Origin of the sequence: Paraburkholderia fungorum (genome assembly GCF_046027215.1) — a bacterium.
Taxonomy (GTDB): domain Bacteria; phylum Pseudomonadota; class Gammaproteobacteria; order Burkholderiales; family Burkholderiaceae; genus Paraburkholderia; species Paraburkholderia fungorum_D.
The window spans coordinates 4,523,571-4,538,653 of sequence record NZ_JAQQEN010000001.1; the positions used below are offsets into that span (position 1 = coordinate 4,523,571).

The 15,083-nt window shown below is 60.7% G+C and carries 15 protein-coding genes; 6 read left to right on the forward strand and 9 right to left on the reverse strand.

Annotated features, from left to right (window positions below; genetic code table 11):
- Window positions 1–189: 189 nt before the first annotated feature.
- Complete coding sequence (locus PQR27_RS20360; protein ID WP_408525301.1) at window positions 190–1,728, reverse strand: CoA-acylating methylmalonate-semialdehyde dehydrogenase; 1,539 nt, start codon at window positions 1,726–1,728, stop codon at window positions 190–192.
- Between the two features lie 131 nt (window positions 1,729–1,859).
- Here PQR27_RS20360 and PQR27_RS20365 point away from each other — a divergent pair, with 131 nt between their 5' ends.
- Together PQR27_RS20365 and PQR27_RS20370 are read left to right on the forward strand one after the other, a co-directional pair.
- Window positions 1,860–2,759 (forward strand): LysR family transcriptional regulator, encoded by a 900-nt coding sequence (locus PQR27_RS20365; RefSeq protein WP_408525302.1) that lies wholly within the window; start codon window positions 1,860–1,862, stop codon window positions 2,757–2,759.
- Window positions 2,760–3,005: 246 nt separating this feature from the next.
- The gene (locus PQR27_RS20370) at window positions 3,006–3,539 is read left to right on the forward strand and encodes a class IV adenylate cyclase (RefSeq protein WP_408525303.1); all 534 of its coding nucleotides are present in this window, start codon (window positions 3,006–3,008) and stop codon (window positions 3,537–3,539) included.
- 34 nt (window positions 3,540–3,573) lie between these two features.
- On the opposite strand, the gene PQR27_RS20375 is transcribed toward PQR27_RS20370, so the two are convergent.
- Window positions 3,574–4,065: an Lrp/AsnC family transcriptional regulator gene (locus PQR27_RS20375; RefSeq protein WP_054042727.1), complete on the reverse strand. Its 492-nt coding sequence runs from the start codon at window positions 4,063–4,065 to the stop codon at window positions 3,574–3,576.
- 146 nt (window positions 4,066–4,211) lie between these two features.
- On the opposite strand from PQR27_RS20375, the gene phhA reads away from it, so the two are divergent.
- Window positions 4,212–5,102 carry a phenylalanine 4-monooxygenase gene (gene phhA, locus PQR27_RS20380; protein WP_408525304.1) on the forward strand — a complete coding sequence of 297 codons (891 nt, stop codon included), beginning with the start codon at window positions 4,212–4,214 and terminating at the stop codon, window positions 5,100–5,102.
- A 47-nt stretch (window positions 5,103–5,149) separates the two neighbouring features.
- A complete protein-coding gene (locus PQR27_RS20385; protein ID WP_408525525.1) occupies window positions 5,150–5,494 on the forward strand; it encodes a 4a-hydroxytetrahydrobiopterin dehydratase in 345 nt (114 codons plus the stop codon).
- A 93-nt stretch (window positions 5,495–5,587) separates the two neighbouring features.
- Here the strand turns inward: PQR27_RS20385 and PQR27_RS20390 are convergent, their stop codons facing one another.
- Complete coding sequence (locus tag PQR27_RS20390) at window positions 5,588–5,812, reverse strand: DUF3717 domain-containing protein (RefSeq protein WP_408525305.1); 225 nt, start codon at window positions 5,810–5,812, stop codon at window positions 5,588–5,590.
- 161 nt (window positions 5,813–5,973) lie between these two features.
- Between PQR27_RS20390 and PQR27_RS20395 the strand changes: the two genes are divergently transcribed.
- Both PQR27_RS20395 and PQR27_RS20400 read left to right on the forward strand, forming a co-directional pair.
- Window positions 5,974–6,660 (forward strand): response regulator, encoded by a 687-nt coding sequence (locus PQR27_RS20395; protein WP_013590077.1) that lies wholly within the window; start codon window positions 5,974–5,976, stop codon window positions 6,658–6,660.
- Window positions 6,661–6,794: 134 nt separating this feature from the next.
- Window positions 6,795–8,297, forward strand: coding sequence for an ATP-binding protein (locus PQR27_RS20400; RefSeq protein ID WP_408525306.1), 1,503 nt, complete (start codon window positions 6,795–6,797; stop codon window positions 8,295–8,297).
- Window positions 8,298–8,360: 63 nt separating this feature from the next.
- Here PQR27_RS20400 and PQR27_RS20405 read toward each other — a convergent pair whose 3' ends face one another.
- From PQR27_RS20405 to PQR27_RS20430, 6 genes are all read right to left on the reverse strand, one after another.
- Window positions 8,361–8,882 carry an SET domain-containing protein gene (locus PQR27_RS20405; protein ID WP_408525307.1) on the reverse strand — a complete coding sequence of 174 codons (522 nt, stop codon included), beginning with the start codon at window positions 8,880–8,882 and terminating at the stop codon, window positions 8,361–8,363.
- Window positions 8,883–9,101: 219 nt separating this feature from the next.
- Window positions 9,102–10,214 (reverse strand): NADH:flavin oxidoreductase/NADH oxidase, encoded by a 1,113-nt coding sequence (locus PQR27_RS20410; protein WP_408525308.1) that lies wholly within the window; start codon window positions 10,212–10,214, stop codon window positions 9,102–9,104.
- 73 nt (window positions 10,215–10,287) lie between these two features.
- Window positions 10,288–11,001 (reverse strand): glutamine amidotransferase, encoded by a 714-nt coding sequence (locus tag PQR27_RS20415; protein WP_408525309.1) that lies wholly within the window; start codon window positions 10,999–11,001, stop codon window positions 10,288–10,290.
- A 125-nt stretch (window positions 11,002–11,126) separates the two neighbouring features.
- Window positions 11,127–11,765 carry a MarR family winged helix-turn-helix transcriptional regulator gene (locus tag PQR27_RS20420; protein ID WP_408525310.1) on the reverse strand — a complete coding sequence of 213 codons (639 nt, stop codon included), beginning with the start codon at window positions 11,763–11,765 and terminating at the stop codon, window positions 11,127–11,129.
- A gap of 537 nt (window positions 11,766–12,302) precedes the next feature.
- Complete coding sequence (locus tag PQR27_RS20425; protein WP_408525311.1) at window positions 12,303–13,418, reverse strand: YbdK family carboxylate-amine ligase; 1,116 nt, start codon at window positions 13,416–13,418, stop codon at window positions 12,303–12,305.
- 103 nt (window positions 13,419–13,521) lie between these two features.
- Complete coding sequence (locus PQR27_RS20430; protein WP_408525312.1) at window positions 13,522–14,727, reverse strand: cation:proton antiporter; 1,206 nt, start codon at window positions 14,725–14,727, stop codon at window positions 13,522–13,524.
- Between the last annotated feature and the right edge of the window lie 356 nt (window positions 14,728–15,083).

The window sequence follows — 15,083 nt, forward strand, 5'->3', positions numbered from 1 at the left end:
CCTCCAAGCCAGGGGACCCACTTAAATGTTGGCGGTGTGAGCCGCTTTCTTTTGCCTACTTTTCTTTGCGGCGGCAAAGAAAAGTAGGTGCCCCCCCGCACAGGGGGAACGCTAATAAACCAAAAACAAGAGAAACAACCAAACGCCGTAGGCATACCAAAAAATGCCGCCGCCAAAGGCAAAAAAAAACTACTTAGCTACAGGCATAGTGAACTCAGCCCCCTTCCCGATACTATCGGGCCACCTTTGCATGATGCTCTTATACCGCGTATAAAACCGCACCCCTTCCTCACCATAAGCATGATGGTCCCCGAACAGGGACCTCTTCCATCCACCAAAAGAATGCCACGCCATCGGCACAGGAATCGGCACATTGATCCCCACCATCCCGATCTGGATCTGCCGTGAAAAAGCCCGTGCAACACCCCCATCGGAGGTAAACAACGACACCCCATTCGCGAACTCATTTGCGTTAATGAGCTCCACAGCAGAAGCAAAATCGGGCACCCGCACAACACACAGCACAGGACCAAAAATCTCTTCGCGATAAATCTTCATGTCAGTCGCGACATCATCGAACAGCGTGCCGCCAAGAAAGAACCCCTTCTCATGGCCGGACACCTGGTGCCCACGTCCATCCACCACCAGCTTCGCGCCAGCAGCAACCCCAGCTTCGATATACCCGGTCACTTTGTCCCGATGCGCAGCCGTCACCAACGGCCCCATCTCGGCTTCCGATTCCATGCCGTTCAGAATCTTCAGGCTCTTCACGCGTGGTGTCAGCCGCTCGATCAATTCGTCAGCAATGTGCCCCACCGCGACCGCGACCGATATCGCCATGCAACGCTCACCAGCCGAACCATAGGCGGCGCCAATCAGCGCATCGACCGCCTGGTCGAGATCCGCATCCGGCATCACCACGAGGTGATTCTTCGCCCCGCCCAACGCCTGCACCCGCTTGCCGCGTTTAGTGCCTTCCGTATAAATGTACTCAGCGATCGGCGTCGAGCCGACAAATGACAACGCGCTCACATCCGGATGCGCAAGCAGTGCGTCAACCGCAACCTTGTCGCCATGCACGACATTGAAGACGCCGTCCGGCAACCCCGCCTCTTTTAGCAATTCAGCCAGTCGATTCGACGCCGACGGATCACGCTCCGACGGTTTCAGCACAAACGTGTTGCCGCACGCGATCGCGACCGGAAACATCCAGCACGGCACCATCATCGGAAAATTGAACGGCGTGATACCGGCGACCACACCCAGCGGCTGGCGCAGATTCCAGTTGTCGATCCCGCCGCCGATCTGGTCAGTGAAGTCTGTCTTGAGCAGATTCGGAATGCCACACGCGAACTCGACAATCTCGATACCGCGCATCACCTCGCCCTTCGCGTCCGAAAATACCTTGCCGTGCTCGCGCGTGATCAACTCGGCCAGTTCGTCGTGGTGACGGTCGAGCAATTCCTTGAACTTGAACAACACCCGCGCCCGTTTGATCGGTGCCGTTTCGCTCCATGCGGGAAAGGCAGCGCTGGCGGCCGCCACCGCGGCGTCCACTTCAGCGACGCTCGCAAGCGGCACGCGCGCGCTCACGTCGCCCAACGCCGGATTGAAAACGTCGGCAAAGCGATCGCTCCTGCCGTCAACCTTTTTGCCATTGATGAAATGGGTCAGCGCGCGTGCACTCGTCGCGCTCCGCTGGGTCTCGTTCTGAAGTGTCTCGCTCATCTTGTGTCCTCTTTCTGTGGAGTCGTCCGCCCAATCCACACGGCGTGATAAATGCAAGCCTACGGCGCTTCCGGCCGACAAATCCAATGAGTAATGCTCAACTGCGCTATAAGCCGAGCTAATATCAGGATATGGATCTCACTCTGCTCCGGGCATTCGTCACCGTCGCGCGCGAAGGCAACCTCACACGCGCTGCGGTGCAACTCCACCTGACCCAACCCGCCGTCAGCCTGCAAATCAAACACTTGCAGGAGACGCTCGGCGTGACCTTGTTCACGCGCACCTCGCACGGGCTCTCGCTCACGCGCGATGGCCAGGCATTGTTGCCGCATGCCGAGCGTGCGCTCGCTGCGGCAAACGACGTGCAACGCGCGGCCGCCTCGCTGCGCCATGAAGTGCGCGGGCGTTTGCGGATCGGCACGATTCTCGATCCGGCTTTTCTGCGCCTCGGCGGCTTTCTCAAACAGCTCGTGGAAACCTGGCCGCATATCGAAACGGCCTTGCGCCACGGCATGTCGGGCTGGGTGCTGGAGCAGGTTCGCGCCGGCGAGCTGGATGTCGGCTACTACATCGGCCAGCCGAGCGAAGACGATACGCGTGACGGCGCCGCCTTCCATGTCGTCACACTCACCCACTTCCAGTACCGCGTGCTCGCGCCAGCGGGCTGGAAGGATCGCGTGAAAGGCGCACGCGACTGGGGCTCACTCGCCGCGCTGCCGTGGATCTGGACGCCGCCTGCGTCCGCGCACAACCGATTGCTGTCGCGCTGCTTCGCCGAGGCCGGCGTAAAACCGGTCAAGGTGGCAGAGGTGGATCAGGAGCCGTCGATGCTCGATCTGGTCAAGTCCGGCGTCGGTCTTACCCTTGCGCGCGACGCCACCGCGATCGCCGAAGCCCATGCGCACGCGTTGACCATCGTGGAAGGCGTGACCGTGCCAACCCAGCTCAGCTTTATCACGCGCGCCGAACGCCAGGATGAACCGACGATTGCCGTTGCGTTAAAGCTGATCGAGCAGCAATGGGCGACATGAAAGCCGCCTGAGGACGGCGCGCGAGCGATATGAGCCGCTCTCATGACAGCCGGCTGGGCGGCCGCGCCTGAACCGGCGCCCCCATTGAAACCACACCGTCACGCACTTTTTGTTAGATTGACGGTTCCGCGCTAACGCGCCGGCCCCGCATCGTTTTCTGTTCCGTTTGACTTTGTCCATCCCGGCAGCTTCGCCCCGGCATCACCGGAAGCCGCCGACCACTCCATCCTTCCACAGGAACCTGACATGGCACGCAACATTGAAATCAAAGCCCGCGCCCAGCATTTCGAGCAACTGCGCGAACGCGCCGCGCAACTCGCACCGGACGCGCCGCTGATCTTCCGCCAGCAGGACTTTTTCTACGATGTGCCGCGCGGCCGCCTGAAGCTGCGTCAATTCGACGATGGCACGCCGGCCGAGCTGATCTTCTATCAGCGCGACGACCGCGACGGCCCGAAGGCGTCGTATTACACGCGCAGCCCCGTGACCAACCCCGAAGCCATGCACGCACTGCTCGCCACCGCTTTGACCACGCGCGGTATCGTGACGAAGGAACGTCACGTCTATCTGACCGGGCGGACGCGGATTCATCTGGACCGGGTCGATGGTCTCGGCGACTTCGTCGAACTCGAAGTCGTGCTGGCGCAAGACGATGACGAAGAAAGTGGTCAGGCCGAAGCCCACGCGATGTTCGCCAGCCTCGGTGTGCCGGAGTCGGATCTGGTGGCAGTCGCCTATGTGGATCTACTCAACGCGGACAGCGAGCCGAAAGCCGCGTAAAACCCGCCGCCGCGAGTCGGGTGAAGCGGCCGCATCACGCGGCGGCCGCTCCCGGCGAAAGATGTCCCAGCGGCAACGGTCCATTGCGCTTGAAGGTGGTCAGCACGATATTCGAGCGCACGCTGTCGACACCCGGCACGCGCATCAGCTTCTTCATGACGAAAGTGGACAGGTAATTCAGATCTGGCGCGACGATGCGCAGCAGGTAGTCGGCGTCGCCGACCACCGCGTGACACTCCAGCACCTCGGGCAGCACCTCGATCTGTTGCTGGAACTGCTCGATGATCGAATCGCCGTGGTGCTTCAACTTCAAACTCGTAAATGCGGTCACGCCGAGGCCAAGTTTTTCCGGGCGCAGCACGACGCGATAACCATCCACCACGCCTACCTGCTCCAGCCGCTGCAGGCGTCGCCCAATCTGCGACGGTGACAGCGGCACCTGTTCGGCCAATTGCTGGTGAGTTGCACGGCCAAAGCGCTGCAGCACGTCCAGCAGCGCGAGATCGAAGTGATCGAGTTCGAGCATGATTAATTCCCGCATCAATTCCGCATGTGATGCATGATTATTGCATAACACCAAGTTAAAACGCCAACGTTGCGCCCTTTCCGCATGTCTGCCGCTCTACACTTGCATCATCGACTCAACTCGCAGTCATTGCAGAGCGCAGCATCATGACCACACCGAACACCGCCAAACTCAAAGAGCAATTCGACGCCGGCCTCGAAACCCGCGCTGATTTCACTATCGACCAACCCACCGAGCAGTACGGTGCGGTTGACCACGCCGTGTGGCAGCAGCTTTACGCACGCCAGACCGCGCTGCTGAAAGGCCGCGTGTGCGACGAGTTTCTGGCGGGGGTCGAATGCATCGGCATGCCGGCCGACCGTGTGCCTTCGTTCGATGAAATCAACGCAAAACTCACGCCCGCAACCGGCTGGCAAATCGTCGCGGTGCCCGGGCTGGTACCCGACCAGGTGTTTTTCGGGCATCTCGCGAACCGGCGTTTTCCCGTCACATGGTGGATGCGCCGACCCGACCAGCTCGATTATCTGCAGGAGCCGGACTGCTTTCACGATCTGTTCGGCCACGTGCCGCTGCTGATCAACCCGATGTTCGCCGACTACATGCACGCGTACGGCTGCGCCGCGCTCGCCGCCAATGACGCCGGCGCGCTGCCGTTGCTCGCACGGCTCTACTGGTACACGGTCGAATTCGGCCTGATTCGCGACGCGGCGAGCACCAACGGCGTCAAGATCTATGGCGCAGGCATCGTGTCCAGCAAAGGCGAAACGCTTTACAGCCTGGAAAGCGCGGCGCCGAACCGGATCGGTTTTGACCTCGAACGCGTCATGCGTACTCGCTACCGCATCGACACGTTTCAGAAAACCTACTTCGTGATCGACGACTTCGCGCAGTTTTTCAACATCGCGCAAACCGATCTCGCGCCGCTTCTGACCCGCCTCGCCAGCGAGCCGGCATGTGCTGCGGGCGACGTGCTCGAGCACGATCGCGTCATCACACGTGGCTCGCAGGAAGGCTGGCAAGCCGACGGCGATATCTGACCATAAACTGATCCAACCGACTGCGGGCATGCGGCATCCGTGAAAAAATAGCGGATGCGCACGTCGTTTGGCGTGCCTGTTCAGATCAACGAGGTAGCACCATGACTCACAAACTGACTTCCGAAGAACGCGCGACACAAGTCGCGCAGCTGCATGGCTGGCAAGCCGTGGCCGGCCGGGACGCCATCCAGCGCCAGTTCAAATTCGCCGACTTCAACGAAGCATTCGGCTTCATGACGCGCGTGGCAATCAAGGCGCAGGAAATGGATCACCACCCGGAATGGTTCAACGTCTATAACAAGGTGGAAATCACGCTGTCCACGCATGACGCCAATGGCCTGACCGAGCGGGACATCAAGCTGGCACGATTTATTGACAGTATTACCGCTTAATACAAGGGTTCAGGCGCATTCAGGCGCCTCGAAGGGGCAAGCAGGCATTAATGAAAGGGCATTGCAGGCAATCCGGCACCTAAACCTTCAGTTCTACAGGCTATTCTTAAGGTGCATGTAAGTTTCCCACGCAAGCCTGGCGATCGCGTCTAAACGATCCGGTGATAGCGTCTGCTGACGCTGTACAATCATCAGCGCATACGGCTTGGAGAGCGCGCTTGCCTCCTTGCACAGAACGAGTTCGTCGCCGCTTGAAGGTGAGCGGGCGCGCCAGAAGTTGATCGCGGCTTCCAGTTCGTGAATGGTTATCTCGGACATGACTTCGTGATCACTCCACGGCCGCTTAATGGCTGCTCGAAGGCTGCTTCATGGCCGGTTCCTGCCAGTTCGGCATGGCCATGCCGCGCGCTGCCTGTGCAGCATGCGCCCCGGCGAACCGCTTGCCCAAACGCCTAACCCATTGTACTTGAGCGAAATCCATGCGACTCCTTCTGATCGAAGATGACCGCCCCATCGCACGCGGCATCCAAAGCAGTCTCGAACAAGCCGGCTTCACTGTCGACATGGTCCACGACGGCATTTTCGCCGAACAGGCCCTCACGCAAAACCGCCACGAGCTCGTGATCCTCGATCTGGGTCTGCCCGGCATCGACGGCATGACGCTGCTCTCGCGCTTCCGTCAGAGCAATCGCCACACGCCGGTCATCATCCTGACCGCGCGCGACGAACTGAACGACCGCGTGCAAGGCCTGAATTCCGGCGCGGACGACTACATGTTGAAGCCGTTCGAACCCACCGAACTCGAAGCGCGCATCCGTGCGGTGATGCGCCGCAGCGGTCCGCACGGCGATATGCCGCGTCCGGAAGTATCGCTGGGCGGTGTGCGCCTGTCGGGCGTCGATCGCCGCATCTTCAACGACGACAAGCCGCTCGAACTGTCGCCGCGTGAATTCGCGGTGCTCGAAATGCTGCTGCTGCGCCACGGTCGCGTGGTGAGCAAGGCCCAGTTGCAAGACCATCTGACGCACTTCGGCGGCGATCTCGGCGATACCGCGATCGAAGTCTATGTGCACCGGGTACGCAAAAAGCTGGAAAACTGCCGTGTCGAGATCGTCACGGTGCGTGGTTTTGGTTACCTGTTGCAGGAAATCCGCCAAGCCGCATAATCGTCGTGAAGGCCGCGATTCGCGTTGCGGCCCGACGGCGCCGGGCCGGCGCCGCGCACTCGGTGCGCAGTTCGCCGGCATCCGGCGAAATTTCACGGCGTTTTCGCCGTTGCCTCTTTCCCGCGCCTTCCATCATGCCCCAGCCGGCCGCCAATAGTCTGCGCCGTACGCTGCTGCGGCGCCTCGCCGCCCCTCTGTCACTGCTCGCGCTGATGAGCGGCCTGATCGCCTACTGGCTCGCCTGGCAGTACACGCAGCATGTGGTCGACCGCTCGCTTGCCGATCTCGCCACCGCGATCTCCAAACAGATCCAGATTGCCGGTCCGGACGCCAGGGTCACCGTGCCCCCGCTCGCGCAGGCCATGTTCTCGGATCCGGTTGAACAGCTCGTCTATCGCATCAGCAACGGCGATACCGAAATCGCCGGCGACCACACTCTTCCACTGCAAGGCACCAGCGTTCGGCGCATGCATTACGCGTACGTGTTCGAAACCCAGCACCAGGGCGTGACCGTACGCGTGGCGCAGGTGCGCGTCGAACAGCCGACCGGCAATCCGATCGTCGTGGAAGTGGGTCAACCGGTGCATCACCGTTTCCGGATCGCCGCCGAGTTTCTCGTCGCCATCATGATGCCGCTGCTGTTGCTGCTGCTGGCGGGCTGGGTCATCGTGTGGCGCGTCGTCAATCAACAGCTCAATCCGCTGACCGATCTTGCGGATTCGCTGAACCGGCAGACCCACACCTCACTCGAGCCGGTCGACGAAACCTACGTCCCGGTTGAAATCCGGCCGCTTACGGGCGCCGTGAACGCGCTGCTCGGTCGTCTGAAAACCGCACTCGACGGCCAGCGCAAATTCATCGCCGACGCCGCGCATCAATTGCGCACGCCGCTCACCGCCGTCAAGCTGCACGCCGAACAGGCCGCCGTGGCGCGCGATCCGCAGCAAACCCTCGCCGCAGTACGTGAGTTGCGCGCGGCGGCCGATCGCGCGGTGCGGCTGTCAAACCAGTTGCTTTCGCTTGCGCGTGCCGAGCCGGCCGAACAGGCGGCGCGTTTCGTCAATGTGGATATGGCGGCGCTCGCGTTCGATACCGGTGCGGAATGGGTCCCCCGCGCGCTGGCCTCCCACGTCGACTTGGGCTTTCAACGCCTCGACGATGCCGCCAACCAGTTTCCCTTGATCGCGCGCGGCAATCCGGTCCTGCTGCACGAGGTGATCGCCAATTTGCTGGACAACGCGCTCAAGTACGTGCCGCCGTCGCGCTTCGACGGCGGCCGTATCACCGTGACGGTGTCGCAAACGGTGATCGACGATCTGCGCATGGCCGAAATCGTCGTCGAAGACAACGGACCGGGTGTGCCGCACACGCAGCAGGTCGATCTGTTCAAACGCTTTTTCCGTGGCGACGCTCAAAGCGACACGGGTGTGGACGGCGGCGCCGGTCTTGGACTCGCAATCGTCCATGACATCATGGTGCTGCATCATGGCAGCGTGCATTACGAAGATGCGCCGGATGGCGGGGCACGTTTCATCGTACGCATTCCGCTCGTGACGACCAGCGTTCAGCGTGATCCGGATACCGACGCAAGGCGCCCGGCAAAAAAACCGGCGCACTCGGCGCCGATCGATATGTGACGATATTGCGGATCAACGAGCTGCCTTGAGGTTCAGACGTGTTCACCTCCAGCAGCCCGTGGGTCATTTCTTTTTGGCGCTTTTCGCCTTCTTCGTGGCTTTAGCCGACTTGTCGGCTTTGCCAGCTCCTTTCGCTTTCTCCGGCGGCGCCAGCATCGTGCCGCGGCACTTGCGCGCGCCGCAACGGCATTCGTATTCCTTCTTGAGCTTCTTGGTCTGACGCGCGTCGATCACGAGCCCGTAGTCGTAAAAGACTTCCTCGCCTTCAGCGATATCGCGCAACGCGTGCACATACACGTGACCGTCGATCTCTTCGGCTTCGCAATTCGGCGCGCACGAGTGATTGATCCAGCGCGCGCTGTTGCCGTCCACTTTGCCGTCGATCACCTTGCCGCTGTCGAGCGCGAAATAGAACGTGTGATTCGGTTCGGCCGGATTGTGCGGATGACGGCGCAACGCTTCCTTCCAGGAGATCCGCTCGCCCTTGTATTCGATCAGCCGCTCGCCGGCCGCAATCGGTTCGACGGCAAACACGCCTTTGCCGTGCACACCCGAACGGCGCACGGCGATCCTGCGTGAACTCATTGAATGAATCCTTGTGAAGAACTGGGGGTGAATGTCCGACGGCCGCCAGAAAAGCCCGCGTCTAACGCGCTGCTTTTCCGACGCGGATAGCAAACGCGGCGCCTTGCGAGCGCCGCGTCAACTTGCGACGCTCATGCGCCACATCCGGCATCCTACACGCTCAAGACGGCTTCATTCAACCGTCAAAAAGACGCGTTCACGCAAGGCGCATGGCCAGGTTCACCGTTGTCCGAACGAAATATCGCCGAACAGTGCTTTCTGCTCGCGCGGTTGCGAACGCCAGTACTGCGGCGGCGCTTCAACCGTCGCGCCCAGATTGGCTGCGGCGTGCCACGGCCAACGCGGGTTGTACAACAGCGCGCGGGCGAGCGCGATCAGGTCGGCGTCACCCGCTTCGATCAGTTGCTCGGCATGTAGTGGATCGGTGATCAGTCCCACTCCGATGGTGGTGAGGCCGGTCGTTTCCTTGACAGCCTTCGCGAACGGGATCTGATAGCCCGGTTCAAGCGGAATCTTCTGCAGCGGTGAGACGCCACCAGAAGACACGTCGATCCAGTCACAGCCGCGCTTTTTCAACTCGTGTGCGAATACGATCGTATCCTCGAGCGTCCAGCCCCCGGGAACCCAATCCGTTGCCGAGACGCGCACACCCACCGGTTTATCGGCAGGAAACGCCGCGCGCACGATATCGAAGATCTCAAGCGGGAAGCGCATGCGGTTTTCGAGCGAACCGCCGTAGTCGTCCGAGCGCTGATTGGCGATCGGCGAGAGGAACTGATGCAGCAGATAGCCGTGCGCCGCGTGTACTTCGAGCGCGTCGATGCCAAGACGCGTCGCACGGCGCGCCGAAGCCGCGAAAGCTTCGCGAATCCGGTTCAATCCGGCGGTGTCCAGCGCCAGCGGCGGCTCCTCGCCCTCTTTATGCGGCAGGGCCGACGGCGCGTGTGGCAGCCAGCCGCCCTGCGACACGGGAATCAGCTGCCCGCCTTCCCACGGCGTATGGCTTGACGCCTTGCGCCCGGCGTGCGACAGCTGCATCGCCACGCGGATGTGCGAATATTTGCGGATGGCAGCGAGCACCGGTACCAATGCGGCTTGGGTCACGTCGTCCCACAAGCCGAGATCGCCCGGAGTGATGCGGCCGTCCGGCTCGACCGAGGTCGCCTCGATGCACAGCATGCTGGCGCCGGATAGCGCGAGACCGCCGAGGTGGACCATGTGCCAGGCCGTCGCCTCGCCACGCTCGGCGGAATACTGGCACATTGGGGACACGACGATACGATTGGGAAGCGTCACGCTACGCAGCGTGAGCGGAGAAAAAAGCGCGCTCATGGATTACGCCCAGTGAAAACCCAAGAGCAATCGAGCATAGCACCGCAGATGAATAAATGCAGGCCCATCCGATTCAGGGTTTCGACTCGACCTGATCGAGCCATTCGCTGAACATCTGGCGGGCGGCGGTTTCCAGTCCTGGACCGAACCGCGCGGTCTCGGCCCGCAATTGACGTGCATCAATTCCATGGCCGGCGATTTCTCCCGCATTGCCGATCAGCCAGGGCTCGAAGCGGTCGGCTCGAATCTCCGGATGGCATTGCAGACCCAGCACGTGGCCGCCCCAGGCGAATGCCTGGTTTTCGCAGGCAGGTGTGGACGCAAGACGCGTGGCGTTGTCGGGGAGATCGAACGTGTCGCCATGCCAATGCAGCATGGAGGTGTGCGCGCCGTCCAGATGGCGTACTACGGAAGTGCGGCCAGCATCGGTGAGCGTAAGCGGTGTCCAGCCGAGCTCGGTATGGCCCGCGGGATAGACCCGAGCGCCGAGCGCACGGGCAATCAATTGAGCGCCCAGACAAATGCCCAGTGTCGGCAAACCGGCCGCTATGCGCTTTTCGATCATCGAGAGAAGCGGCACGAGCGTCGGGTACAACGCGTCGTCGGTCGCGCTGATCGGACCGCCCAGCACCACCATCAACGAAGCGGCAACCGGGTCCGGCGCCTCGATGCGGGCAAAACCGACATCGAGATAACGGACCGGGCACCCGCGCCCACCGAGCACCAGTTCAAGACTGCCCAGATCCTCGAAGTGCACGTGGCGAATGGCCAGAACTTCGCGATTCATCGGCCTGCCCCACCTTCAGGTTGACTAAAGACTTGCCGCGACGCGGCCCGAACCGTCTGCCTGGCGGCCGGTGCCGCCCGCCAGACGGCTTGGCAGTGTAGCGGAATGTCCCGGAAGAAGCCGCCTTATTGGGCGAAGATCTTCCAGGTCTTCTTCTGGGTGGCGATGTCGGCCATTTCGTACACCGAGCAATCGAGACGCAGATCCGTATCCGACATGTTCATGTCGAGCAGCCCGCAATGATGCGGCGTCTTCTTCGGATTCTTGCTCGGCTCGAAGTGCGTGCAACTCAGGCACATGCGATGTGGCGGAATCGTGCCTTGCGCTTCCAGGTGATGGACGGTCTTGAGCAGCGTGCGATAGAACACCGCCTGCTCGTCGTCACGCAACGTGCCGACCGCTTTGGCCAGGAAGTCCGGCCATTGCGCCGCGCGCTTGGCAGCCGTGCGGCCACGTGCCGTCAGACGGACCGCGAGGGCGCGGCCGTCGTCGAGAGCACGGCGCTTTTCAACCAGACCCTTGGTTTCCAGCGTGCTTACCGCGTCGCTGGTCGTCGCGGCGGTCAGGGCCGTTTCGCGGGCAATCTCGCCCAAACGCATCGGGCCTTTGCGCTGCATCAACAGGACGAGAATTTCACCCTGGGTTGGCGTAAGACCCGCGCCTTCTGCCCATTCCCAAGCCTGGCTTCGCATTGCCGTGCTCAGTCGCAATAGGCTGTGGGTCACTCGCCCGGCTGCCTGTTCTCCGTATACGCCTTCGCTCATAATCTTCGTTTGGTTTATTTACAGCTTGGTGCGATGCCAGCAAACCGCTTGCCGAACACGCCCGTAGCCTGTGTGGGGTAGCCTCGCCCAAAACAGACGAGACGGTTTCTACTATCTCAAAAATTTATCGCCTTGCAAGCCAAAGTGGCGAAAACGACATTCTATGCGAGAGCGGCGAATCGTACAGCTAAGTTATCCAACGCAAGCTGTGGATAACCATGGAAAAACACAGGGGATGGCTTGTGCGTCGATTCTTGATAAGCCCCTGTACGCTCCCGGCCCCTCCAGAGTTATCCTCGTTTACCGGCGCCGAAGCGTCCTCGATCCGCCCGGTTATGGTTTACGCAGTGTGTTGACTTTGCAGGGAATTATTCAGTTGTCCACAGGCCTGTGCAATGCTTGTTAACTACTATTACGTTTGTATACGTAAACTTTAGAAAAACCTAAAGCCCCCCGAGCTGGAAATTTAAATTACGAAAAAAAACCCGCTCAAGGCGGGTCTCCCTTACGTTTTACCGCAAGCAATCCTTCTTCTGGCTAGGCTCGCCACTGCAAACACTGCTGCCGCACGGCCTCGTGCAAGGATTTTTCCTGTTCGAAAACGCCACGCAGCCACGTTGCATCGTTGACCTGACCACGCGCGATCGCGCCGATCTCGACCAGCGCGTTCCCCGAACCCAATGCTTCGGCATGTGGTGCGATCAGTTCGAGCGTTTCGAGAATGTCCTCGGAAATCGTCTTACGCTCGCTCGTTTGCGGATTGATGCAGTTGCCGGCCAGACCGAAGCGGCATGCTTCGAAACGGTTGAAGGTGTAGACGAGGTAATCGTCTTCTTTCGGCGTGATCGGTTTGTCGAGCAACAGATGCCGTGCAAGGGTCTGAATGTAGCAGGCAATCGCCGCCGCGCGCTCGACCGACAACGGCGTATCCATCACGCGCACTTCGATCGTGCCGAACCCCGGTTTCGGCCGGATATCCCAGTAAAAGTCTTTCATGCTGTTGACCACGCCCGTGTGGACCATCTTCGAGAAATATTCCTCAAAGCTGTCCCATGTCAGCACGAATGGCGCGCGGCCCGACAGCGGGAAGGCGAACACGGAATTCAGGCGTGCCGAATGAAATCCGGTATCGACACCCTGGACGAACGGCGACGAAGCGGACAATGCGATGAAATGCGGAATGAAGCGCGACATCGAATGCAGCAGATACAGCGCGCTGTTCGGATCCGGACAGCCGATGTGCACATGCTGGCCGAACACGGTGAACTGCTTGGCAAGGTAGCCGTACAACTCTGAGATGTACTGAAAGCGCGGCGTATCCACGATCTGCCGCTCACTCCATTGCTGGAACGCATGCGTGCCGCCGCCGCACAGGCCGACATTCAGATGGTCCGCCGCTGAAACCAGCGTATCGCGGATCTTGCGCAAATCGGTAACGGCCTGTTCGTGCGTCGTGCAGATGCCTGTCGACAATTCGATCATGCTTTCGGTGATTTCCGGGGTGATGTTGCCGGGGATGGTTTCGGCCTTGGTGAGACGCAGCAGATCCGTACCGGCTTTGGTCAGATCATAGTCGTGCGTATTGACGATCTGCATCTCGAGTTCGACACCGAACGTGAACGGTTTCGAATCGATGAAGGGTTCGAGTGACATGGCGTTCCCTGAGTCAGGTCGGCCGGGTGTTTGTCACATGCCCGGCCGTTTTTGAATCGAATAAGTCTGGAAATGCGTGACAGCGTCAAGAAGCGGCGTGGCCTTACTCCTCGCGCCGCTCACCCACCGCCGCGAGGCTGCGATACACGAGCCAGGGCCCGAGAATCTGCAGCACGAAAATCGAACACATCACAATGGCCCGCAACTGTGGATCGAAATTCGGATAAAGGTTGTAGGTATCGTCGACCAGCAGATAGGCAAGCGCCGACATGGGTGACAACGACAAACCCAGCGCCAGCCCCTGATTCCAGTTCAAACCGCTCGGTTTGGCAAACGCCATCACGCCCACCAGCTTTGCAACCAGCCTTGCAACAATCAGGCCCAGCGCCGCGACACCGCCGAGCGCGATGTCTTTCCATTCGAACGACGTCAGGGTCAGCACGAACAGGATCACCGTCAAAAGCCAGCCAGCGGTGCCGAAATGCTGCGGCCACAGTTGCGGGCGCGCTTCGTGATTTTTTACGATGATGCCCGCGGCCAGCAGCGAGAGAATCGTCGAAAGTTTGAACAGGTGAGCGATCGCGATAGCCAGCAGCACCAGGCCGAACAGCGCGACAAACGAGTGTTCGTCCTGCATGTTCATGCGGCGATAAAAGAACGTGCAGGTGCGCGCGAGCGCATAAGCCAGCACCAGCGAGCCGATCAACAGATACAGCGGTTGCAGGATTGTCGCGAAAACATTGCCGTAGGCCTCCTGATGCAACCAGCTCGAGACCAATTTTTCGATCACAACCGCGTACATGCTGTTCAGCGCGGTCAAGGTCAGCAGACGCTGGGTCACCTGCCCTTCCGCGCGCAACTCGGTCTTCAGCTGAATCACCATGGCAGGCGAAGTCGCCATGGCGATCGCGGCCAGCACCGTTGCCACGATCAGCGGCACATTGAGGAACAACAGGACCGGCAGGACGAGTGCAAAAGTCAGCGTGGCTTCGGCAATGCTCGACAAAATCAGCCACGGATTACGACGAATCCAGCGCAGATCGAGCCGGCTACCGAGCTCGAACAGCAGCAGACCGAGTGCGACATCGAGCAACGGCCGCGCGGCGCTCGCGGAATCCGCGTCGATGACGCCAAATCCGGCGGCGCCTGCGACCAGACCGATCACCGCATAACCGGAAATGCGCGGCAAACGCCACGCGCGATAGCAAAGCTCACCGCACAGACCTGCGGCGAGCAACGCAAGACCAGCCCAAAAGATGGCGTCGGGCGAGAGTGGCCAAGCTGGAAAAAATGAAAACGCCGACTTCATGTTGGTGGGTTCTCCTTTGCAGCAACGGCAGGCGACACGAACCGGCGCAAAAGCCGGCGAGCGGGTGAGCGCATCAGGCGCTCACCGTCGCAATCGCTTCACGTAACCAGCGTTGCGAGTTTTCAACGATCGGATGATCTGAACGCGCCGCAGCCGCGGAGAACGCAGCGCATTCGGGGGTGCAGCCGTAGCAACCGGCCCGGCACGGTGAAAGAACGCCGTCGACTCTGAATCAGATTCTGATTGACCGGCACCGTTCCGTTGGTGCGTGTGCCGCTAGAGACATGAGGCACGACGCGGGAAGAACGGCGATTGTGCCATAGCTTTTTCAGCCTAGACCGAAAACACGCCAACAT

What these genes read in the sequence shown, in the direction of transcription:
- PQR27_RS20375 (WP_054042727.1), bottom strand. Translation starts at nt 4,065, where the DNA reads ATGCTCGAACTCGATCACTTCGATCTCGCGCTGCTGGACGTGCTGCAG.
- PQR27_RS20410 (WP_408525308.1), bottom strand. Translation starts at nt 10,214, where the DNA reads ATGAGCGCGCTTTTTTCTCCGCTCACGCTGCGTAGCGTGACGCTTCCC.
- PQR27_RS20390 (WP_408525305.1), bottom strand. Translation starts at nt 5,812, where the DNA reads ATGTCCGAGATAACCATTCACGAACTGGAAGCCGCGATCAACTTCTGG.
- PQR27_RS20395 (WP_013590077.1), top strand. Translation starts at nt 5,974, where the DNA reads ATGCGACTCCTTCTGATCGAAGATGACCGCCCCATCGCACGCGGCATC.
- PQR27_RS20370 (WP_408525303.1), top strand. Translation starts at nt 3,006, where the DNA reads ATGGCACGCAACATTGAAATCAAAGCCCGCGCCCAGCATTTCGAGCAA.
- PQR27_RS20415 (WP_408525309.1), bottom strand. Translation starts at nt 11,001, where the DNA reads ATGAATCGCGAAGTTCTGGCCATTCGCCACGTGCACTTCGAGGATCTG.
- phhA (WP_408525304.1), top strand. Translation starts at nt 4,212, where the DNA reads ATGACCACACCGAACACCGCCAAACTCAAAGAGCAATTCGACGCCGGC.
- PQR27_RS20360 (WP_408525301.1), bottom strand. Translation starts at nt 1,728, where the DNA reads ATGAGCGAGACACTTCAGAACGAGACCCAGCGGAGCGCGACGAGTGCA.
- PQR27_RS20425 (WP_408525311.1), bottom strand. Translation starts at nt 13,418, where the DNA reads ATGTCACTCGAACCCTTCATCGATTCGAAACCGTTCACGTTCGGTGTC.
- PQR27_RS20365 (WP_408525302.1), top strand. Translation starts at nt 1,860, where the DNA reads ATGGATCTCACTCTGCTCCGGGCATTCGTCACCGTCGCGCGCGAAGGC.
- PQR27_RS20400 (WP_408525306.1), top strand. Translation starts at nt 6,795, where the DNA reads ATGCCCCAGCCGGCCGCCAATAGTCTGCGCCGTACGCTGCTGCGGCGC.
- PQR27_RS20405 (WP_408525307.1), bottom strand. Translation starts at nt 8,882, where the DNA reads ATGAGTTCACGCAGGATCGCCGTGCGCCGTTCGGGTGTGCACGGCAAA.
- PQR27_RS20420 (WP_408525310.1), bottom strand. Translation starts at nt 11,765, where the DNA reads ATGAGCGAAGGCGTATACGGAGAACAGGCAGCCGGGCGAGTGACCCAC.
- PQR27_RS20430 (WP_408525312.1), bottom strand. Translation starts at nt 14,727, where the DNA reads ATGAAGTCGGCGTTTTCATTTTTTCCAGCTTGGCCACTCTCGCCCGAC.